This window comes from Psychroserpens burtonensis DSM 12212 (assembly GCF_000425305.1).
Classification (GTDB): domain Bacteria; phylum Bacteroidota; class Bacteroidia; order Flavobacteriales; family Flavobacteriaceae; genus Psychroserpens; species Psychroserpens burtonensis.
The window spans coordinates 100,369-123,228 of the sequence record NZ_AUDE01000012.1 but is presented as its reverse complement, the minus strand read 5'-3'; the positions used below and the strand labels follow the sequence as shown (position 1 = coordinate 123,228).

At 33.4% G+C, this 22,860-nt stretch carries 18 protein-coding genes, 1 pseudogene and 1 riboswitch; of the genes and pseudogenes, 10 read left to right on the top strand and 9 right to left on the bottom strand.

Features of this window, described 5'->3' with window-relative positions:
* Nucleotides 1-8 precede the first annotated feature (8 nt).
* The 4 genes from H593_RS0105855 (at nucleotide 9) to H593_RS0105840 (ending at nucleotide 5,902) form a co-directional block, all read left to right on the top strand.
* Complete coding sequence (locus H593_RS0105855; RefSeq protein WP_028871585.1) at nucleotides 9-857, top strand: GLPGLI family protein; 849 nt, start codon at nucleotides 9-11, stop codon at nucleotides 855-857.
* A 174-nt stretch (nucleotides 858-1,031) separates the two neighbouring features.
* Complete coding sequence (locus H593_RS0105850; protein ID WP_028871584.1) at nucleotides 1,032-1,916, top strand: GLPGLI family protein; 885 nt, start codon at nucleotides 1,032-1,034, stop codon at nucleotides 1,914-1,916.
* A gap of 60 nt (nucleotides 1,917-1,976) precedes the next feature.
* Nucleotides 1,977-4,745, top strand: a complete 2,769-nt coding sequence (locus tag H593_RS0105845) for a TonB-dependent receptor (protein ID WP_028871583.1) — start codon at nucleotides 1,977-1,979, stop codon at nucleotides 4,743-4,745.
* A 299-nt stretch (nucleotides 4,746-5,044) separates the two neighbouring features.
* Nucleotides 5,045-5,902 (top strand): GLPGLI family protein, encoded by an 858-nt coding sequence (locus H593_RS0105840; protein WP_028871582.1) that lies wholly within the window; start codon nucleotides 5,045-5,047, stop codon nucleotides 5,900-5,902.
* Between the two features lie 76 nt (nucleotides 5,903-5,978).
* Here the strand turns inward: H593_RS0105840 and H593_RS0105835 are convergent, their stop codons facing one another.
* The 7 genes from H593_RS0105835 to metK form a co-directional block, all read right to left on the bottom strand.
* Nucleotides 5,979-7,745 (bottom strand): carboxypeptidase-like regulatory domain-containing protein, encoded by a 1,767-nt coding sequence (locus H593_RS0105835; protein ID WP_028871581.1) that lies wholly within the window; start codon nucleotides 7,743-7,745, stop codon nucleotides 5,979-5,981.
* A 364-nt stretch (nucleotides 7,746-8,109) separates the two neighbouring features.
* Complete coding sequence (locus H593_RS0105830) at nucleotides 8,110-8,709, bottom strand: DUF6705 family protein (RefSeq protein ID WP_028871580.1); 600 nt, start codon at nucleotides 8,707-8,709, stop codon at nucleotides 8,110-8,112.
* A gap of 92 nt (nucleotides 8,710-8,801) precedes the next feature.
* Nucleotides 8,802-9,437 carry a DUF6705 family protein gene (locus H593_RS0105825; protein ID WP_028871579.1) on the bottom strand — a complete coding sequence of 212 codons (636 nt, stop codon included), beginning with the start codon at nucleotides 9,435-9,437 and terminating at the stop codon, nucleotides 8,802-8,804.
* 91 nt (nucleotides 9,438-9,528) lie between these two features.
* Nucleotides 9,529-10,131: a DUF6705 family protein gene (locus H593_RS0105820; protein ID WP_028871578.1), complete on the bottom strand. Its 603-nt coding sequence runs from the start codon at nucleotides 10,129-10,131 to the stop codon at nucleotides 9,529-9,531.
* A 99-nt stretch (nucleotides 10,132-10,230) separates the two neighbouring features.
* Nucleotides 10,231-10,830 carry a DUF6705 family protein gene (locus H593_RS0105815; protein WP_028871577.1) on the bottom strand — a complete coding sequence of 200 codons (600 nt, stop codon included), beginning with the start codon at nucleotides 10,828-10,830 and terminating at the stop codon, nucleotides 10,231-10,233.
* A gap of 22 nt (nucleotides 10,831-10,852) precedes the next feature.
* A complete protein-coding gene (locus H593_RS0105810; RefSeq protein ID WP_028871576.1) occupies nucleotides 10,853-12,439 on the bottom strand; it encodes a hypothetical protein in 1,587 nt (528 codons plus the stop codon).
* A 328-nt stretch (nucleotides 12,440-12,767) separates the two neighbouring features.
* On the bottom strand, nucleotides 12,768-14,021 hold the full coding sequence (metK, locus tag H593_RS0105805) for a methionine adenosyltransferase (RefSeq protein ID WP_028871575.1): 1,254 nt from the start codon (nucleotides 14,019-14,021) through the stop codon (nucleotides 12,768-12,770).
* 475 nt (nucleotides 14,022-14,496) lie between these two features.
* A riboswitch (SAM riboswitch) is annotated at nucleotides 14,497-14,619 on the top strand.
* Between the two features lie 140 nt (nucleotides 14,620-14,759).
* Between metK and H593_RS0105800 the strand changes: the two genes are divergently transcribed.
* The 4 genes from H593_RS0105800 (at nucleotide 14,760) to H593_RS0105785 (ending at nucleotide 19,018) form a co-directional block, all read left to right on the top strand.
* Complete coding sequence (locus H593_RS0105800; RefSeq protein ID WP_028871574.1) at nucleotides 14,760-16,052, top strand: O-acetylhomoserine aminocarboxypropyltransferase/cysteine synthase family protein; 1,293 nt, start codon at nucleotides 14,760-14,762, stop codon at nucleotides 16,050-16,052.
* Between the two features lie 11 nt (nucleotides 16,053-16,063).
* A complete protein-coding gene (locus tag H593_RS0105795; RefSeq protein ID WP_028871573.1) occupies nucleotides 16,064-17,074 on the top strand; it encodes an alpha/beta fold hydrolase in 1,011 nt (336 codons plus the stop codon).
* Nucleotides 17,075-17,171: 97 nt separating this feature from the next.
* Nucleotides 17,172-18,269, top strand: a complete 1,098-nt coding sequence (locus tag H593_RS0105790; protein ID WP_028871572.1) for an acyloxyacyl hydrolase — start codon at nucleotides 17,172-17,174, stop codon at nucleotides 18,267-18,269.
* The gene (locus tag H593_RS0105785) at nucleotides 18,266-19,018 is read left to right on the top strand and encodes a head GIN domain-containing protein (protein ID WP_028871571.1); all 753 of its coding nucleotides are present in this window, start codon (nucleotides 18,266-18,268) and stop codon (nucleotides 19,016-19,018) included. The genes H593_RS0105790 and H593_RS0105785 overlap by 4 nt, the downstream gene beginning before the upstream one ends.
* 58 nt (nucleotides 19,019-19,076) lie before the next feature.
* Here H593_RS0105785 and H593_RS0105780 read toward each other — a convergent pair.
* A pseudogene (locus H593_RS0105780) lies at nucleotides 19,077-19,490 on the bottom strand (DUF6584 family protein); the annotation flags it as partial.
* A gap of 137 nt (nucleotides 19,491-19,627) precedes the next feature.
* Entirely contained in the window at nucleotides 19,628-20,521 is an 894-nt protein-coding gene (gene gldA / locus H593_RS0105775; protein ID WP_028871569.1) for a gliding motility-associated ABC transporter ATP-binding subunit GldA, read from the bottom strand.
* 331 nt (nucleotides 20,522-20,852) lie between these two features.
* On the opposite strand from gldA, the gene H593_RS0105770 reads away from it, so the two are divergent.
* Nucleotides 20,853-21,680, top strand: a complete 828-nt coding sequence (locus H593_RS0105770) for a prephenate dehydratase (protein WP_028871568.1) — start codon at nucleotides 20,853-20,855, stop codon at nucleotides 21,678-21,680.
* Complete coding sequence (locus H593_RS0105765; protein ID WP_028871567.1) at nucleotides 21,677-22,822, top strand: pyridoxal phosphate-dependent aminotransferase; 1,146 nt, start codon at nucleotides 21,677-21,679, stop codon at nucleotides 22,820-22,822. Before H593_RS0105770 ends, H593_RS0105765 begins: the two co-directional genes overlap by 4 nt.
* The last annotated feature ends 38 nt before the right edge of the window (nucleotides 22,823-22,860 follow it).

Here is a 22,860-nt window from a genome sequence, read left to right as displayed (position 1 = left end):
TCAAACAAATGAAAGTACTCGTGAAATTAATTATCGTGTCCATATTTCTGCTCTGCGGAACAATCAACGCTCAAGAATTTATAGGTGAAGCAACATATAAGTCTAAACGACAAATAGATGTTAAGTTAGATAGCACACAGATGTATTCAGGAATGCAAGAGCAGGTGATGGAAATGTTGAAAAAGCAATTTGAAAAAACGCACATCCTTACGTTTAATAAAGAAGAGTCTGTTTACATAGAAGAAGAATCACTTGGTGCTCCAAATCCACAAGGAATGCAAATGACAATAATAGGTGCAGGAGGATCTGATGTGTTATATAAAAACCTAAAAGAGAAACGTAACACGAACATGAGAGAAACGTTTAGTAAGCTTTTTTTAGTTAAAGGTGGTTTGAAAGAACATGAATGGACTTTAGAATCTGACACAAAAAATATTGGGGAATACACATGTTTTAAAGCCACTATGACCAGGGAAGTTGAAGAGGTTAAGAGCGGTTTTACAATAGATAAAGATGAAGACTCACATGAAAAAGTAGACAAAGAGGCGCCAATGAAAACCATTACTATTACGGCTTGGTACACACCACAAATTCCGGTAAGTGCAGGTCCAGCTGGATATCATGGACTTCCTGGATTAATTCTTGAAACTAATGATGGTAGTCAAACTATAATTTGCAGTAAGATTATTATTAATCCCAAAAAGTCTAATGAAATTATAGAACCTACAAAAGGTAAAGAAGTGACCCAAGAAGAATTTGATGCGATCTTGATAAAGAAGATGAAAGACATGCAAGAGCGATTTAGACCTAATGGAAGAGGGGATGGAGAGCGTATAGAAATTAGAATTGGAGGTTAATTTATTAAGAAAAGTTTAACAATTGAGGTTTAAACATTTTGGTGTTTTTCTTGTCCTAGTCGTTGTATTAATATTGCGTTTAAGCGAAAATGCAGCGTTAATGTTATTATAAAGACAACGCAATTGTTTAATCTTTATATAGATTTGCTCAACATGAATTTCAACAACTACAAAATGCAACTACCTTTGCCTAAGTTTTCTATCATTCTATTACTATTGTTTCTATCACTACAAGTAAGTGCTCAAGACTTTCAAGGTCAAGCTATTTATCAAACCAAAACATCTATGGATATGAGTGGTTGGGGAGGAGATCAAATGAGTGAGCAACGAAAAAAGCAAATTGCAGATCGAATGAAAAGTATGTTAGAGAAAACTTACGTGCTTAACTTCAATAGAAGTGAATCTACCTATAAAGAAGAAGAAAAATTGGCTGCACCAGGATCTAATAATAGTCGTTGGGGAGGAATGATGAGCAGCTTCACTGGTGGACCGCAATACAAAAATGTGAAAGAATTTTTGATTTTACAAGAACAAGAATTCTTTGGCAAACAATTTCTAGTAAAAGATTCTTTATCAAGCTTAGATTGGAAGCTTGGAAGCGAAACCAAACAAATTGGACAGTATACGTGTTTCAAGGCTACTACAATTAAGCCTGTTGATGACATGGACTTTATGAGCATGCGAAGAAGAAATAGAGGTAATGATGAAAAGAAGGAAGGCGAAGAAAAGGCAGACTCCACAAAAAAAGAATCAGACGATCCTTTTGATGAATTAGAAGTGCCAAAATTTGTAGTTGTTACTGCATGGTATACGCCGCAAATACCAGTGAGTACAGGTCCAGGAGAATATCACGGACTCCCAGGATTAATTCTTGAAGTAACGGCAGATAAAACAGTCATGTTGTGTACCAAAATTGTAATGAACCCTCAAGAAAGAGAAGCGATAGATAGACCAGAAAAAGGAGACATTGTTACTCGTGAGGAGTATAACCAAATCATGAAAGATAAGATTGCCGAGATGAGAGAAATGTATGGTGGTCGAGGCGGTCGAAGAAATTAAATTACTAACCAAAATCGTTTTTATTATTCCGAAAATAAAATAGGAACAAAAACCAATCAAATGAAAAAATTATTAGTTGTTTTAATGCTTTTAATAGCAGGCGTTTCTAGTGCTCAAGTTACCGCAAAAGGTGTCGTGAAAGATAGTATTGGAGCACCTTTAGAATTGGCAAACGTAATTGCTATCAATAAAGAAACCAAAGCGATGGCATCGTATGCCATTACCAATGAAAAGGGTTTTTTTAAACTCAATTTAGACAAAAACACAACGTATACCGTACAAGTGAGTTATATTGGAATGAAAACCGTTTCTCAAACGATTTCAACTAAAGAAGCAGACATTACTAAAGATTTTACGCTCCAAAATGACAATGCTCTGGCAGCGGTAGAGCTTACTTATGAAATGCCTGTGACCATAAAAGGTGATACATTAATCTATAATGCCGATTCATTTAAGGATGGCTCTGAACGAAAGCTAGAAGACGTCCTCAAGAAATTGCCAGGTGTTGAGATTAATGCCGACGGACAAATAGAAGTCGAAGGTAAAGTCGTAAATAAACTTATGGTCAATGGGAAAGATTTCTTTGATGGCGATACAAAATTAGCGACTAAAAATATTCCTTCAAATGCGGTTGATAAAATTCAGGTGTTACGAAATTATTCTGAAGTTGGTCAATTAAGAGGTGTCACTAATAATCAAGATAATGTTGCTATTAATATCAAACTAAAAGAAGGAAAAGAGAGTTTTTGGTTTGGAGACGTTACATTAGGGGCTGGAGTGGCAGATACAGATGATTTATACCTTGTGCAACCTAAACTGTTTTATTACAGTCCTAAATACAGTATTAACGTTATTGGTGACATGAATAATATTGGGGAAGTGGCTTTGACCAATCGAGATATTAGAAATTTTGGAGGCGGTTTTAGACGTCCAAGCCAAGGGAGTGGAACAAGTATTAACTTAGGAGATAACGGTCTTGGAGGCCTAACCAATATTGGGAATGCCCAAGAGATTGTAACAAAATTGGGTGCAGGTAACTTTAGTTATGCACCACAAAAAAACCTAGACTTTAGTGGCTTTTTAATTTATAATAGCAGTCGTTTAAGAACTCGTGAAGAAAGTTTTGTGAGATATATAAATTCTGATTTGGGTATTCCTGATGAAGAGACCGTGCAAACTGGAAGAGAAGCCACTAATCAAGGATTAGCAAAATTAAGCGCATCTTACAAGCCAAACTTTAATAATCAATTAGATTACGATCTTTTGGGTAGAATTTCTTCAGATTCAGAGCGACAGGATATCTTGTCATCGGTAGTTGGAAGTACCAGTCAATTTAACGAAGTAAAACCGTTTAGTATCAATCAAAATTTCAATTACTACTACACGCTAGATGAAAAAAATATTTTTGCACTTGAAGCGCAGCATTTAATAAGAGACGAGGATCCGTTCTACAATGCTCTATTAGGTAATGACCCAACTAATAATAACAATCCAGTTAATCCAGATGATGCGCTTGATGATCCAGACGCCTTTGACAATACTGCTTTAGCTTTAGGTTTTGACAGAGATCAATTTGGATATAACCTGAACCAAGAGAGACGTATCAAAACGAATCAATTAGATGCCAAATTAGATTACTATTATATCTTAAATAATAAGAGTAATATTAATATAACCTTAGGTACCATTTTAAGTAACCAAAGATTTAATTCTAATATATTTCAGTTTTTAGATAACGGTTCTGTATTTGATCCAGTTGCAGCATTGACAGATGGAGAAGGTACTCTTTTGAGAAATGAAAACGATACTGAGTATAACTTTAGTGATGTGTATTTAGGATTTAAATACAGACTTAAAACTGGAAAATTTACAATTACTCCAGGACTATCTTTACACTCTTACGGAAATAAGAACACGCAATTTGGAACTGAATTTAAAGACAATTTCTTTAGAGTTTTGCCAGAATTTGAAACATTAATTCAATTTAAAAAAAGTGAGACGTTAACGTTTAGATATAATATGAGTAACTCTTTTACTGATGTTAATAGTTTGGCTGAAGGATTGGTGTTAAACAGTTTTAATAATATTAGCTTTGGTAATGCAGAATTACAAAATTCATTATCACATAATTTGAGTTTGAGATATTTTAGTTTTAATCTTTTTAATTATACGAATGTGGTTGCTATTGCGAATTATAGTAAAAATATCGATCAAATTAGAAGTTTAACAAATTTTGATAATGTGATTCAAACCAGTTCATTTTTTAATTCTAATTTTGCAGATGAATCTGCAAATGTATTTGGACGTGTAGAACGTACTTTTAAAAAAATTAGAGCACGAATGGCTGTGCGTTTCTCCTACTTTAAAAGAAATCAATTTGTTCAAAATAGACGAACAGTAAGTGAAAACTTTAGTCAAACGTATTCTCCAGAATTACGTACAAATTTTAGAGATGCACCAAATGTGAGCATACGATACGATTATTCTATTAACAGTAATGATCAAGGGACAACGTCAACACGATTCGTAACAAATTCACCTTCAATTGAATTTGATGCTTATATCTGGAAATCGATAACCTTTAGAACAGATTTCACCTATACCAATCAAGCTGATGGTGTTAGACCTTCACAATCTTTTCAAACTTGGGATGCGAGTTTAGCGTATAGAAAAGATAAAGATGCCAATTGGGAATATGAAGTGAGAGCATCTAACCTATTAGATGTTGATGCTAGAATAAATAACAGTGCAGGTAATATTTCAGTATTTAATTCAGAAACGTTTATTCAACCGCGTTTTGTGACCTTTAGAGTGATCTATACCTTGTAATATATATTGGATGTTATCCTTTTTAGTTTAAAACTACAAAGGGGCAGGTTTTATTCGTTGTTTTATATTTTATAGTATTGAACTCATGAATATAAATGTCTCGGCAGTCCCTCTCTTTGGGGAGCTTCATCAAAGACTCCATTCTTAACGCAAAGATAAAAAGGCCTACTTACATATAAAGAAGGCCTTTTTTATTAAGAGCCTATGACATCCTTAAGCTGTTAATTTTATAATAAAACCACTAGTAATGTTTAATATTTATATAGATTTGTTAGACAAACTAACTGTTATTTGCAATTATGAAATTTATACTTACCACATTTACAGCCTTGTTTTTCATAGGATTAATGATTATTAATCCAAGTACAAGCACCAATTCAAACAATCCGCAAGATGCTAAAGAATTTCAAGGCCAGGCCGTTTACATGGCGAAATCTTCTATAGACTTTGGGGCTTGGGGAGCAAGAATGAGTGAAGAACAAAAGAAGGCCATGAAGGCACAATTAAAAAATCGACTAGAAAAAACATATACGCTTACATTTAATAAGTCAGAATCTTACTTTACGGAAGAGGAAAAGCTAGATGCGATGTCTGGGGCAACAGATTCTTGGGGGAAAAACTTTGCAGCAGGAGATCAATACAAGAATGTAAAGACCAATACACAAATTCAAGATCAGGAGTTTTATGGCAAACGTTTTTTAGTAAAAGATAGCCTACAACCTATAGATTGGAAATTAGGATCAGAAAGCAAGCAAATAGGAAGTTACATGTGTTTTAAAGCCACAGCATCTATACCGACAGATGAATTGACATGGTATTCTTTTTCTTGGCCTAATAGTGCTCCAGCTGCTAATACTGCTACTGGAGAAACAATAGAGCCAGAAATTGCAATGACCGAGGTAGAAGCGTGGTATTCGCCACAAATACCTGTGAGTCATGGACCATCAGAATATTGGGGGCTTCCAGGATTAATTTTAGAAGTAAGTGCAGGAGATACCACAATGTTATGTTCTAAATTGGTCATCAATCCAGAAGAAACTATTGAAATAGAGGCACCAGATAAAGGAAAAGAAATTAATAAGAAAGATTACCAAGCTACGCTTGTTGAGAAAATGAAAGAATTTAGATCTCAACGTATGGGTGGTAGACGTGGATAATTATTTTATCCAATTTCCGAAGAAAAAAAGCCTTCTCAATTAAACTGAGAAGGCTTTTTACTTGAAAATTGTAGATCTAATAATCTCTTAAAACATGCATAGTCCCAGAAATTGGTGTCTCATCTGAGCTATTGAAATCTGTAATAACACCCGTAAAGTTGATATCTATATAATTATCAACGTCGCCAAGATAAGTGACGTTAGAGGTTCCTATAAATTGAGATTCTAAGGTGGTGCTATCAAAGTTCTCATCAAAGAAATTCAAATAGCCATTGGTATACGTGTTAGCTCCATTAAAAGCATCTATATAAAAATTGAAGTAACTTTCTTGGTTTTCAGAAGTATAAGAAACGGTTAGGTAGTTGCCGTCAAGTCCACTTTGAATATTGAAGTTGTAGGAGATAGGAGGGTGGTCATTTACTTGATACGTGATAAACTCCTCAATAGTATTACAAGATTGAATGGTGCCTAAATTAGTTAATGGCGTTGTAAATGTATAGCTTAAAGAGTCTGTTTCTTGGATGTTAACATAGTCACTCGCTTTTAATGTGAATGTATTATCGACATCACACCTAATAAGGTTAATCTCAAAATCTCCATTAGTAACAAGATCTGTGAAATACTCATTACCATATCTTAAACGAACATAGCCATCTGTAATCGCGTTACCATCACAATCATTAAAAGTTCCTATCACAGTTTCAGAAATAAGGTCGGGGTTTTCTTGGATGGTAACATTGATGCTTGTATTTTCAGTAAAAGGGCCAACGGTATTGGTGTAAATCGGACTTCCGCCACACAAATCATAAGAATAGACATTAATTTCTAAAGTTTCGTTGGCTGGAACCAATCCGCAAGTTTCTCCGTTTTCGTTGGTATAACCATAGCCTGTCCCAAAATTGCTGCTAGTTAACGCAACATAAGCGTTAGCTAGTGGATTTCCTACACTATCATTTACAGTAACACAAAAATCGATATAGTCAGCAGGTACATCGCAATTCCAAAATGAAAAGTGAGACACGTTTCCTACATATGCATTCCCAACTAAAGTTGCTTCACCATCTTCAATCCAATACCCGTTAACTTCATCAAAATACCAAAGCGGTATGGAGCTTGGCGCAATTGCTATGAGACTTGGATCTAAAGGCATAGTGATTTCTGCGCTAGAACCTTCAGCTAAGTTCAAATCTTCACCATTATCACCTCTCAACTCAACAGCCAACATTCCAAACGTTTGGAGCATACGCGCTTCATTTTGAGCGTTGGCAGCATAGAGCATTCCTGGCATTTGATCTTGCATATTTTCATCAGCAGGATCTAAATGGTGCATAATGACATTCACACTGCCAGAGTATGAGGAACCATCTGGTTTTATATAATCACCTTCAAGAGCTACAGATGCTCCGTTTTGTAAATTGATGGTTTCTTGAGTCCCGCTTGAGGTTGTGCCAGCACTAGTTTCTGCTAACATGGTAATGCGAACCTTATTTGTACCTTCACTTGGTACAACTGCGCTTGATGCATGAATGAAACCAGCTCTTTCAGCTTTTACATATCCAAAACGTTCGTTAACCGTGGCATTATTAATTATGAATACACCATTTGGATCTGTACTTGCAGTTGAGCTTCCAATGCTAATCATTACATTTTCAATAGGATTATTGTTAGTGTCTACAACAGTGCCTAAAAATGTTCTAGAAATTTCACTCCCAAAATTTTGAGCAAATGCTATTGGGTCTGGGTTCGGATCTTGATTTTGAGTATTACTAGGACTGTCATCTTTGTTGCAAGAGGCTGCGCAAAATACCAACGAGACTAATAAAACGAACTTGAAAATTTTCATAGACAATTGATTTAAATATAGAGTTGTATACTAAAGATGGTGATTTTATTAAAAGGTTGCGTAGAATCGTGTTTTTTTTAAAAGTGGATATATAAAAAGTCAATTTATGAGTCGTGTGTCACATTGAGCGCAGTCGAAATGCACTAGTAATCCATTTTTTAATTTTTTGCACTGGCCTTAAAATGACAGGAGGCTGTCTTTTTTAGACAACCTACTTATATCGTTTAGATTTTTGATTTATTTACAAATCAAAAGCAGCTTTCACCTTATCCACATAATCCAATTTCTCCCATGTAAACAATTCTACTTCGAGGGTAATTGGTTCACAGCTAAGTTGATTAAATAATGGGTTACCAAATTTTACTTACTGCTTCTCCATTAAATAAGTACCATAAGGGACACGAGGTGAAGATGAAGCACCTTCATAAGGTAGCATTACATTACCAACAACGTAAATGGTTGCAGTGATTTTTTCTGGGTTACTTTGATTAACTAAATAACGTAACACTAGTCCTGTTGATAAATATTTTCGGTTTGGATCTGAAAAATACATGTCAATTCGTCTTTCGTTAGGTAGGCAGGCTGGACAATTATGGTCTGCTCCCTTGACAACATATCTACCACCAATATTTCTTTGCAGATTTAAATTTGTACTATTAAGTAATGGGATTGTATTAACAACTGTAAGTCCATTTATGCTGTATGAGTATTCTCCAATCATATAATCTTCGTAATAATCATCGTTAAAGGTTTGTATTTGCTTTTGTAACACTAAAGTAAAAGAAGAATTCCCATCACTAAAAACCCATGTGCCAATAAATTTATTTAATTCATTGTCTATATCTTTTACATAAGAATTATCTGCTATTTCGTGAATATAAGTGTCTAATGGAACTATTGGACTTTGTGCTTTACATGATAAAGCTAAAAGTAATACTGATATTGTAAAAAATAAGTTTTTCATAATTATATGTGAACTAATATAAGAACTCTATGCAAAACAAAAAACCTCTAAAATAAAATTTAGAGGTTTTGAAATTTCTAATTAATATTTATTTATTGTTTCTCCATTAAATAAGTGCCATATGGCACACGAGGTGAGGTGAAGCCATCTATAGGAACTGCAACTCCAGTTCTTGCACGAATTGTTGCAGTCATTTTTTCAGGATTATTTTCATTAACTAAATAACGTAAAATTAATGAAGTTGATAGATACTTTCGATCTGGATCAACTAAATATAATTCCAAAACTCTTTCGTTTTCTGAGCAATCATTACAACCAGAATCTTGTCCGTTTTCTAAATACCTGCCACCAATATTTCTAATATTTAAATATACGATTATATTCTCATTAGTTTGCGAATTATTCGTTGCATTTGCTTCCTGTAGAGAAGATAGTGTATTTATTATCTCTAAAGTATTAATCAAATAGGCATATTCTCCAATGATATAATCTTCATAATAATCACCATTGAAAGTTTGTTCTTGTTTTTGTAAAGTTATTGTAAATGTTATGTTATTTTGGCTAAAAATCCATGTGCCAGCAAATTTGTTCAATTCGTTATTTAAATCTTTAACATAAGCATTATCTGGTATCTGATGTTCATAAGTGTCCAAAGATAAAATTGGACTTTGCGCTTTACATGATAATGCGAGCAGTAAGAATAATATGGCAAAAAATAAGTTTTTCATAATTAGATGTCAACTAGTATAAGAACTCTATGCAAAACAAAAAACCTTCAAATTAAAATTTAGAGGTTTTTAGAGTATTAATATAAATTACTTATTGTTTCTCCATCAAATAAGTGCCATAAGGCACACTAGGTGAAGACGAAGCACCTTCGTAAGGTAACATCACATTGCCAACAACATAAATAGTCGAAGTAATTTTTTCTGGATTATTTTCATTGACTAAATAACGAAGAACAATGCCTGTAGATAGATATTCTCGATTTGGGTCTGAAAAATATAAATCAATTCGTCTTTCATTAGCTAAGCAGTCAGTACAATTATGGTCTGGTCCTTTGACTACATATCTCCCTCCAATGTTTCTATCATCCAAACTAAGTTGGGTGTTGTTTAAGGTAGGTATTGTATTTACTATTGTTAACCCATTACCTACATAGGCATACTCTCCAACTAAATAGTCTTGATAATAATCATCATTGAACGTTTGCTCATGTTTTTGTAAAACTAAAGTAAATGAAGTTGTACCATTAGTAAACAGCCATGTGCCAACAAATTTATTTAATTCGTTATTTAGATCTTTGACGTATGCTCCGTCAGGTATTTCGTGATAATATGTGTCTAAAGCTAAAACTGGGCTTTGTGCTTTACATGATAAAGCTAAAAGTAATACTGATATTGTAAAAAATAAGTTTTTCATAATTAAATTTCAGAAAACATAAAAGCTCTGTATAAGAAAAAAAACCAACCAAAAACTAAATAGTATTTTAGTTTTTGGTTGGTTTTGATAATCTTATTTTTATTGTTTCTCCATTAAATAAGTACCATAAGGTACACGTGGTGAAGTAGGTGCGCCTTCATATGGCAAAAGGGAACTGCTCTTCAGATATAATGTTGCAGTCATTTTCTCAGGATTAGTTTCATTAAATAAATATCTTAGTATAATTGAAGGAGATAAATATAATCTATCTCTATCATAAAATGTCAATTCAACTCTCCGTTCATTTGGAGAGCAATCGTTACAAATTATAGATTGGTCATTTTCAATAAGGCGTCTTCCATTAATATTATTTTGAGCACTATTCTGATTATAAATATTAGCCAAAGTGTTAACAACAATCAGTCCATTACTAACATATTTATATTCACCAACTAATTTGTCTTCATAATCTGTGCCATTAAAAATCATCTCTACTTTTTTTATTTCAAAAGTTATTGATGTTGAACCTTCAGTAAAAAACCATGTTCCAGTAAACTTATTAAATTCATTATTGATGTCTTTAAAATAAGCACCATCAATTGTGCTAGACCTTGGAGCGTCTATATCTACAATTGGAGATTGAGCTTTACAAGAAAGGATAGATATAAATAACAGTATCGTATATATTAAGTATTTCATAATTATAATTATTTTTTAAAATTTAACATTGTGAATCAATAACATTATCAGTAAGGCCTATGTCTAATTTCTTCCAAGTTTCTTGAACCTGAGAAGTGCCTTCATTTGTTTGTTCCATTTGGTATAAAGATGCGCCAATATCTAGGTCTGATATAAATTTAAGTAAAACCTTTTGATACTGCGCTTCTGTGCCAGACGAATCATTTGCGTTTTCTATATATAAATCTTCTAATTGTTGGTTCATTTCTCTGTACTCATCTATACCGTCACCATTAGCATCGTTCATATCATTATATACAGCCTGTAAATTCTGAAATTTAGTAATATCATCAACTTTAATAGCATAGGTTTTAGGCGCATCTCCTTGATATGCAATCAACACAGATACAAATAGAGCATCACCATTAGGATTATTACTATTTAAAAATGGACTAGAAGTATAAAGGTTTCGTATTTGAAGTACAGAGTATATATCATCAAGAGAAAACATTGGGATCCATTTTTTGTTGGTGGTATTAAAGGGGTGAGTATGAACAGTACCATATTGATTTGGATGTAAAGGAAAGTCTACGCCATGTGTTTGATTATTTGCAGAAACATGCTTTGCAAAAGGTCCATGTTGTGGGAAGTTGCCATCATTTCTTAAACTAAAACCCGTTTCTACACTATTATTTAGTGATTGGTCTGAGTTGAGAATTGCTAGGCGTGGATTTGTATTTAAACTACTAGCATTGCCAGGATGATTATCATCCAAAAATGGATTTGGCATATTATAAGCAGGAGGAGAAGTCAATTTATTGAGTTCCTCACAATTTTTTTGATGGGTAGTTTTTGTGTTTTGTGGCTTAGGAGTAATAATTACTGTCATATCATCAGGACATGGATTGTCAATAGTTGGTTGACAATCGTCAGTATTGTTTGGGTCACCATTACCTGTACCTGAGCCACCGCCTCCACCACTTCCATTATCCGAGTCTGTTCCTGTATCTGTTCCATTGTTGTTCCCGTTGTCTGTTCCATTATTAGGTCCTCCACCAGAGAGGCAATTTGCATCTACAACAAGGTTTGTTACGGTTTCGGTAGTCCAATTTTGAGAACAACCATTACCTAACTGGCCATTATCACGTATTTTTTCTCCTTCTTCGTTTTCGCAAAAATTTCCAGTGGTTGTTACAAACTCTACACAACCAGAACCATCACCACCAATATTATCTCTTGCAATAAAGTTATCATTTACCCAATTTTCGTCGTCCAGTATAGATGCGGTTATTTTTCCTTCTAAATCAATTTCAATACCATTTTGAACTTGTTCTCTTTCGTTATCGGTCAAATCGTAAGTGATTAAAAACGCTCTGTACGTGTCATCCTGCTGTAGACTTAATAATAAGTTTTCTATCAAACCATTATCAATGTTACGAATAATTGGAAAAGTATAAGAATGATAAGAGCCATATTCAATATAGTTAGCAATATCTGTATCTACATTAAAATCAAATTGAGCGTTATATACGTCTCTTGCATCCATATTAGGATTGTCTAATTTTGATATCTTAGTAATCGTCTTTAATTTTTCTGAAAGTATAAAGTTGTTGCTAATATTTACATTCATCGATTTTTTAAGTGTAAATTGTATGTCATCGCTTAAATCTTCTTAAAAGTCATCTTTTTGACAACTAATAAAGCAAGTTAAAATTCCTAGAAGCATTACAACAATTCTAAAATGGTGTTTATCTTTTTGTTTCATAAATTTTAGGTTTAATAATTTAGTTGAAACAAAAGTCATCTTTAATTATGAAGAAGTCAATACGTAGATCTACGTATATTTGAGAATATAAATGTTAAAATTTATGGTTTGGATATCATATATAAATTCTCTAAAAATAAAAAAACCTCTAAATATTTAATTTAGAGGCTTCAATATTAATAGCTTATAATCTTTATAAATCAAACGCTTTTTTGACCTTATCTACATAATCCAATTTTTCCCATGTAAATAATTCTACATCCATCGTTAAATCATCTCCATTAGGTTGAGAAAATGTTTTGCTTACAGTTTCATTTTTTCTTCCCATGTGACCATAAGCTGCAGTTTCACTATACATTGGCTGGCGTAATTTTAAACGCTCTTCAATAGCTGCTGGTCGCATATCAAAAATACCTCTGATTTTTGAAGCAATCTCTCCGTCTGTAATATTAAATGGACAAGTGCCATAAGTATCTACATAAATGGACGTTGGTTCTACGACACCAATTGCATAACTGACTTGAACTAATAATTCGTCACAAATACCGGCTGCCACCATGTTTTTTGCAATATGTCTCGTAGCATAAGCAGCACTTCTATCTACTTTACTTGGGTCTTTTCCTGAGAAAGCACCACCACCATGACCACCTTTTCCGCCATAGGTATCTACAATAATTTTTCGTCCTGTTAAGCCTGTATCTCCATGAGGTCCTCCAATTACAAATTTCCCTGTTGGATTAATATGATACGTGATTTGGTCATTAAATAAGGCTTGAATATGCTCTGGCAATTTAGCAACCACTCTTGGGATTAAAATAGAAACGATATCTTTTCTAATTTTAGTTAACATCACTTCGTCTTCATCAAAATCATCATGCTGTGTAGACACAACTATAGCATCAATACGTTGCGGTATATTATCATCACTATACTCAATAGTTACTTGACTTTTAGAGTCTGGACGTATATAGGTAATATCTTTATTTTCTCGTCTCAAATCGGCGAGTTCTTTTAAAATCCTATGAGATAAGTCTAATGCTAAAGGCATGTAGTTGTCAGTTTCGCGAGTTGCATAACCAAACATCATTCCTTGGTCACCTGCACCTTGCTCCTCTTTACTAGCTCTGTCAACACCACGATTGATATCTTCAGATTGTTCATGGATTGCCGAAAACACACCACATGAGTTCCCGTCAAACATATATTCGCTTTTTGTGTAGCCAATTTTGTTAATGGTATCACGTGCAATTTTTTGAACATCTAAATAGGCGTTCGATTTTACCTCACCAGCCAAAACAACTTGACCAGTAGTAACTAAGGTTTCACAAGCTACTTTTGATTCGCTATCAAAAGCTAAAAAATGATCAATTAAAGCATCGCTAATTTGATCTGCTACTTTATCTGGATGGCCTTCAGAGACACTTTCCGAAGTAAATAAATATGACATATAAATTTTTAAATTTATTGAACTTCATTTTTTCACCTTTCCTTTGGAGAGGTTAGAATTGTTTTGACAATTCTTGGTGAGGAATTTTGAGATTGCTTGGTCGCTAGAGAAGTTGAAAACTAACTGCTTTAGCATTTTTATAACACTAAATGTATTTTAGTGTCAGAGGTTGCAATCAGAACAAATTTTTCCTCCCTAATAACTGGTTACAAAAGTACAGTTATTATTGAAACTAGAAAACCGATTACAAGTTAATTGGATGTTAATAGAATTTTAGAACGGACTTTTATTTTAAAAGCAAAAATCTCCAATTTTAATATTTCAGAATATAATATTGTAATAATTAAATATAACAGAAAAATTTTCTGTTTAAATAGGTTAAATGATAGTTAAACAGAAAATTACTCTATTTAATTTGGATTATAACTATATTTTTTGCAATCTTTGACCCAACAAAGTTCAAACATGTATTGAAATGTTATCAAGAAAGGTGGAGGGATTAGACCCTTTGAAACCTTAGCAACCCTTAATTTTATTAAGAAGGTGCTAAATTCTACTCAGTTGTTCGATTCATAAATCGATGCTAGATAGATAACCAAACTGTAATTACTTATCTGTAATTACTTTTTTCTTATAACATTTTTCTATTAAGTATGCTTCATCCTTAGACTATGTTCAGGGCAAGTGAGGCTTATTTGACTTTTGAATTAATATATTTTAACTCGAAAACTTAGAAAAATGAGTACACAAAAATTCGCAACCAAAGCGTTGCACGCAGGACACGACGTTAGTAAAAATGGAGGAACACGAGCGGTCCCAATTTATCAAACTACAGCTTATGTGTTTGACGATTCAGATGATGCAGCAGGACGATTTAATTTATCTGTTCCAGGATTTATCTACACACGTTTAAATAACCCAACCAACGATGTCTTAGAACAACGTCTCGCAGCCCTTGAAGGTGGGATTGCAGCGGTCGCAACTGCATCAGGTACAGCCGCTATTTCAACAACACTATTAACGCTTTTAAAAGCTGGAGATCATATTGTTGCATCAAGTAGTTTGTATGGAGGAACTTACAACCTATTGAGTGTTACCTTACCACGACATGGTATCACAACAACATTTGTGGATCCTTCAAATCCTGAAAATTTTGAGAGAGCAGCTCAAGGAAATACCAGAGCTTTTTTTGTTGAGTCTTTAGGAAACCCAAAATTAGATGTCTTAGATATTGAAGCAATTTCTAAAGAAGCTAAAGCACATAAAGTGCCATTGATCGTCGATAACACAGTAGCAACTCCTTATCTATTAAATCCAATTGAATATGGCGCTAACATCGTCATACATTCCTTAACAAAATACATTAATGGTAATGGTACTTCTTTAGGCGGAATTATCGTCGATGCAGGAACTTTTGATTGGACTAACGGGAAATTCCCAGAATTCACTGAGCCATCGGCTGGATATCACGGATTAGTGTATAGTGAAACTATTGGTCCGGCGGCATTTATAGCAAAAATTAGAATTGAAGGATTGCGTGATTATGGAGGAGCTTTGAGTCCGTTTAATGCTTTTCAAATTATTCAAGGTTTAGAAACTTTAGAATTGCGTATTAAAAAGCATAGTGAAAATGCTTTAGAATTAGCAAAATGGTTACAAGAACAACCAGAAGTGAGCTGGGTAAATTATCCAGGGTTAGCGACCAGTAAATATAAAGATTTAGCTAAAAAATATTTGCCAAATGGACAAAGTGGGATTGTGACTTTTGGGGTTGAAGGTGGATATGAATCTGCTAAAAAAGTAGCAGATACAACTAAATTATTTTCATTATTGGCAAATATTGGTGATACCAAATCATTAATTATTCATCCAGCGAGCACAACACACCAGCAATTAAGTAATGAAGCGCAAGAAGCGACAGGTGTTACTAAAGATTTAATTCGTCTGTCTGTTGGTATCGAAAATATTGATGATTTGAAAGCCGATTTGAAAAATGCTTTTATAGCAGTTAAACAAGCACTTTTAGCCTAAAAATTATGCGTATGCTATCCTTAAAATATATTGTGATTCCTAATTTCTTTACTGAAAATGGCCAATCACAAGCCATCAATTTGTCGTATCAAATATTTGGGCGACCTCTGTATGATGCACCAATAGTAATGGTTAATCATGCCTTAACGGGTAATTCTAATGTCTGCGGAAAAAAGGGTTGGTGGAATGATCTAATTGGTAAAAATAAATGTATAAATACAAATGTTTACACGGTTTTAGCGTTCAATATTCCAGGAAATGGATATGATGAAAACCAAAGCAATCGCATTGAAAACTATAAAGATTTCACCGCTAGAGATATTGCTAGAATCTTTGCGGAAGGTCTTAGTTTATTAAAAATTCATGAACTTTTTGCTGTTATTGGTGGTTCTGTTGGAGGTGCGATTGCATGGGAATTAGCAGCTTTAGAGCCGGATTTGATACATAATCTGGTCCCAATTGCTACAGATTGGAAATCTACAGATTGGTTAATTGCGAATTGTCATATCCAAGATGCTTTGTTAAACAATTCAAGAGAACCATTAGTAGATGCAAGAATGCATGCGATGACCTTATATCGCACGCCAGAGTCTTTGACGAGCAAATTTCGAAGAAGTGAAAACACAAATACAATTTTTAATGTGGAGAGCTGGCTTAATCACCATGGTAAGATATTGAATGAACGTTTTAATGTTTCGGCATATAAGCTGCTCAACCAAGTATTAAGAACTGTTGATATTACTAGAGGTCGATCTTCGTTTAGTGCTGTGGCATCAAGAATTAGTTCAAATATTCATATTGTAACCATCAATAGTGATCTCTTTTTTAAAGCGGATGAGAACTGGGAAACCTATGTGGATTTAAAATTAATTAAAGATAATGTCACCATAAATGAAATTAACTCGATTCATGGTCACGATGCTTTTTTAATTGAGTTTGGGCAATTGTCTAAATTTTTAGCCCCTATTTTTAAAACTGAAATATCTTGTAATTATGAAACTGTTCTGAAAAAGTGTATTTAGGTGAATCTATTATAATTTAAAACTCAAATTTTGTTTTTTGCGTATAGAGTTTAAAGCGTTGAAATTAATTACATACTTTTACGCTCTAACTAGATTTATGAATCGTTTTTTAGCCTACCTATTCTGTGTGTTTTGTGCGCCTGCTTTTGCTCAAGAAGAAGATCCTAATCTCTTTACTTTAGATGCGAATGTATTCTACGGAACAATCTTAGAGCACAATTCAGATATTTCTCATTTAATAACAGATCATCCTACCGGATTGATATTAAGTTACAATAAGAAAACATACGGATTTAAAGACTGGGAAAGTAGATATAACTACCCAGATTGGGGTTTTTCATTCATCTATCAGGATATGAAAAATAAAAATTTAGGTGAAAATTACAGCTTGTATGCACATTATAATTTTTATTTTTTAAATCGTAATCTTAACTTTAGAATAGGACAAGGGATTGCTTACACCACGAATCCTTATGATAAGAATACTAACTTTTTGAACAATGCTTATGGTTCAGATTTGATGAGTTCCACCTACTTAATGCTTAATTATAGAAAAGAGAATATCTTTAAAGGTTTAGGATTACAAGCAGGTATTTCAGTCATCCATTATTCTAATGCCAACTTTAGAGCACCAAATACGTCCACAAATACGTTTGTATTTAACGTTGGCGCTAATTATTTGTTTAATTATGAGAACGAACCCGAATATATTCCATTTTCCGAAGAAAAAAAATATAAAGAAAACATAAAATATAATTTTGCTTTTAGAAGTGGAGTTAATGAAAGTGATGTGATTGGTATTGGACAATACCCCTTTTATATCATATCTGCCTATGCAGACAAGCGATTAAATAGAAAAAGTGCCATCCAATTTGGTGCAGATGTATTCTTTTCAAAATTCTTGGAAGAGTTGATTACGTATTATTCTGTTGCCTTTCCAGAGTTTGATATTACGGGTGATGAAGATTGGAAACGTGTTGGTGTTTTTGTAGGTCACGAGTTATTTATTAATAAAATGTCATTTATAACCCAATTGGGATATTACGTGTATTACCCTTATGATTTTGAAGGACGCGTTTATAATAGAATTGGTTTAAAACGTTATTTTGGTGATAAGATATTTGGTGCGATAACGCTTAAATCTCATGGTGCAAAAGCAGAAGCAGTTGAATTTGGAATAGGAGTTAGGTTATGAAAAAAATAGTGTACATAATGTTTGCAATCGTTCTATTGTCTTGTAATGGAGAGAATGTGCCAGATTGTTTTCAAAATGCTGGTGATGTCATTCAAAGAGATTATGACGTTGAGGTATTTACTGAGGTTACTGTTTTTCCTCGCATAGAGTTAATATTAATTGACGCTCCAATTCAAAAAGTAACTGTCCAAACTGGGGAATATTTAATGGAGGATATTGAGGTTAAAGTAGAAGAGGGTCGTTTAAAATTGATCAATAATAATGCGTGTAACTTGACGCGCGAGTATGGAATTACAAAAGTATTTGTCAGTGCACCTAATCTTACCGAAATTAGAAATGGCTCAGGTGGAAATGTGAGTAGCCAAGGCGTTTTAAATTATTCTAGTTTGGTTTTGATTTCTGAGGATTTTACTGAAGAAGATACGGTGAATACAAATGGTAATTTTATATTAGAAATTGATTGCAATACGCTTAGTGTAATCGTTAATAACTTATCATCTGTTTTTATAAGTGGGGAAGTTGACAACCTATTTTTAGGATATTATTCTGGTGATGCGCGTTTTGAAGGGCGTCTTTTAATAGCGCAGAGTGTTGATCTCTTTCAACGCAGTAGCAACGACCTGATTATAAATGCACAGCAATCGCTAACAGGCGAAATTAGGAGCACAGGCGATGTGATTGTTGTGAATACTCCTTTGGTTGTTGATGTCGAACAGTTTTATACTGGTGCACTTATTTTTGAAGATTAATTCCTGTGATTTGTTTCGAATTTACTTTAATAAGGTAGGAATCTAGAAGTAGTAATGGTTAAAAAACCCAATCAATAACCGTTATAAATCGAACTAAAATTAGAATAAGGACTATCACAAGCATTCCAAATATTCCATATCCTATTAATTTATCATTAATTGTTTGCCTGTGTTTTTGATTTTTAGAGTTGTTGCCTTTAGGTCTGAATTTGCGAATATGATGTGTTGTTATTTTGCTATGAGATTCTAGTTCTGGCAATTTCTTTTTAGCAAATTCAGAAAGTTTAGATTCATCTCCTCGAAAAGTTATGTCCTTTAAAATTTGGTGGCCAGAATAATTTACCGATTTATCATAAATTTCGACCCATTTTTTAATTCCGTCATTAGTAGGTTGGAACAAAACCCAATGTTTTCCGGCAGCATCTAAAAACCCGCTTTCATAATATAATTCAGCACGTTTATTATTTAGCTGAGTGTCGTTTGGGTTTTATTGAATTAGGTTGCGCAACCTATTTGTTGCTTTTAATTTATTCCGTTTTTAATTTCAGAGTCGATGTGATCTAACTTTCTTTTTAAATTCATGATATTTTCTGAAGTGGATCATAACTTTCAACTCGTCAATTCCCTAAATAAAGTTTCTAAACTCGCGTTTTTTTGATTCAACTGAAGAATTTTTAGTTTATTATCGTGTGCAAAATCGAACACATAAGAACGCATGTCTTGTCCAGTAGAAAATGTAATTTCATAAGTGAAATCATGCGTATTTGTCACGGTTTTCGCATTAGGTAGCTTAATTAGAAAAGCCTCTTCAACACGATAATCAAACTCTACAATGACTGTTTGTTCCTTCTCATTACGCAAGTCTTTAAGTTTTTTGTCGGCAACGATTTCACCCTTATTAATAATGATCACACGATCACAAATGGCTTCAACCTCTTGCATAATATGCGTTGACAAAAACACGGTTTTGTCTTTGCCTATATTCTTAATCAAATGTCTAATATCTACCAATTGATTTGGATCTAATCCTGTTGTAGGTTCATCTAAAATTAAAACAGATGGATCGTGAAGTAAAGCATTAGCCAGACCGACACGCTGTCTGTAGCCTTTTGATAACTGGCCTATTTTTTTATGAGCCTCAGGTGTTAAACCAGTGAGCTCAATAACGTCATTTATTCTAGTTTTAGGCGTTTTATAAATGCCAGCATTAAATGTGAGGTATTCTTTAACATACATCTCTAGATATAAAGGGTTATGTTCTGGTAAGTAACCTACATTTTTCTGTACATCCTGTTTATGTGCTTGTACATCAAATCCACCGACTTTAGCCATGCCTTGCGTGGCGTCAATATAAGTCGTCAGGATTTTCATAAGCGTAGACTTTCCTGCGCCATTAGGCCCTAAAAAACCCACAATTTCACCAGTATTTACAGAAAATGAAATGTTGTTTAGTGCTTTTTGCGCGCCATAAACTTTTGAAATGTTTTCAACCTCAATAGACATATATAAATTTATTTATTCAAAAATACTAATTATTGCTAATGAGATAGTTTAATTTATGAATTCTTTAATTATGAAACGTAAAATCTAAAAAAATAGTTTTACAATTTTAATTTCTTAAAAATATAAGTACATTAGCATCTTAATAAAGGTGCCTGTTTTTATTAGTAACACAAATGAATACAACAAATCATACATATCATAACTGGTTTTATTTCTTTTTTAACGAAAAGATAGAGACCTCGTATGTATAATTTATTAGAAATAAATTTAATATGAGTCTCGATGAAAATCGGGACTTTTTTTATATAATTATTTGAAAATTTAAAAGAGATTGATTAAAAAAGTAGCCATACAAGGAGTGAAGGGTTCTTTTCATCACATTGTGTCTCAACACTATTTTGACGAGACTATCTTAGTGGATGAGTGTATGACGTTTGATGCTGTAATTGATAGTGTTTTAAATGGTAAAAGTGATGCAGCCATAATGGCAATCGAGAATTCTATAGCAGGATCCATTATTCCAAATTATGCACTCATAGATACACATGATTTGTATATTGTAGGAGAACATTATTTAGATATCCAACATCATTTAATGGCATGGCCTGATCAAACTATAGAGGATATTAAAGAGGTCTACTCGCATCCTATGGCTTTATTGCAGTGTAAGGTGTTTTTTAAGCAGTATCCACACATCAAATTAATAGAGGATATAGATACCGCTCAAGTAGCACAGAGGATTCAGAATAATAAAACTAGAAATATTGCCGCTATTGCATCACGTATGGCATCCCAATTATTCGATCTTGAGATACTTTGTGAGAGTATTCAAACAATCAAACATAACGAAACACGTTTCTTTGTTGTCAAGACTAAAAATTCTGAAATACCCGAAAATAAAATTAATAAGGCCTCTATAAAATTTGAATTAGAGCATAAAAGAGGAAGTTTAGCGGCTATTTTAAATGTATTGAGTGATTGTAAGTTAAATTTAACCAAGATTCAATCACTTCCTAAAATAGAAACCCCTTGGAAATATGCCTTTTTCGTCGATATAACTTTTGAGTCTTATAAAGACTATGATAAAGCCAAATCAATTTTGAAAATTATGACGCAAGACTTCAAAGTTTTGGGAGAATATAAAAATGCGAGACTATGATACAAGTTGCTAAACGTTTACAAAATGTAGAAGAATACTACTTTTCGAAGAAATTGAGAGAAGTGCGTCTGCTCATGTCTCAAGGCAAGCCAATTATCAATTTGGGGATTGGAAGTCCAGATATGGATCCTCCAGAAGCAGTACTCAATGCACTTGTAGAAACTTTTGAAGACGATGCAGCGCACAAATATCAAAGCTACCAAGGGATTCCTGAATTGAGAGAAGCCATTGCGGATTTTTATAAAACACATTTCCAAGTATCTATAAGTGCGCATACCGAAGTACTTCCTCTTATGGGAAGTAAAGAAGGAATTTTACATATATCAATGGCGTTTTTAAATGTAGGTGACGAGGTTTTGATTCCAAACCCTGGTTATCCAACGTATAAATCAGTAACTAATTTAGTTGGAGCAGTTCCCGTTTTTTATGACTTAAAAGCAGAGTCTAATTGGTGTCCAGATTTGGTGTCTTTAGCAAAAAGAGGTGTTGAAAACGTGAAAATTATGTGGGTAAATTATCCGCATATGCCAACTGGAGAGAATGGATCTGCTAAATTATTTGAAGAATTAATACAGTTTGGCAAACGCTATAATATTCTAATAGTTAATGATAATCCTTACAGTTTTGTCCTTAATCGCTTTCCTAGGAGTATTTTAAAGTATAAGGATGCAAAAGAGGTCTGTTTAGAGTTAAACTCTTTGAGTAAAACTTTTAATATGGCTGGATGGCGAGTAGGCATGTTGCTGGGAAGACATGATTATATAGATGCTGTATTACGTGTAAAGAGTAATATGGATTCTGGGATGTTTTTAGGAATTCAAAAAGGAGCTATAGAAGCCTTAAAATGTTCAGACATGTGGTTCACAAGTTTGAATAGTGTATATGAGCAACGTCGTAAAATCGTCTGGAAAATTGCAGAGGCATTGAATTGCACTTACAATAAAGGTGCAACAGGATTGTTTGTTTGGGCTAAGTTTCCAGAGCACATAGAAGCAGAAGCATATATTGATTTGATATTAAAAGAAAAGTCAATTTTTATAACACCAGGGACCATTTTTGGGAGTAACGGGAAAGGCTATATAAGAATTTCATTATGTGCTTCCATAGATCAATTAGAAGAAGCACTAGAAAGGTTAACATAGAAACTATTTATTTTTCTTCGGAAGAATAGCAACTCCTG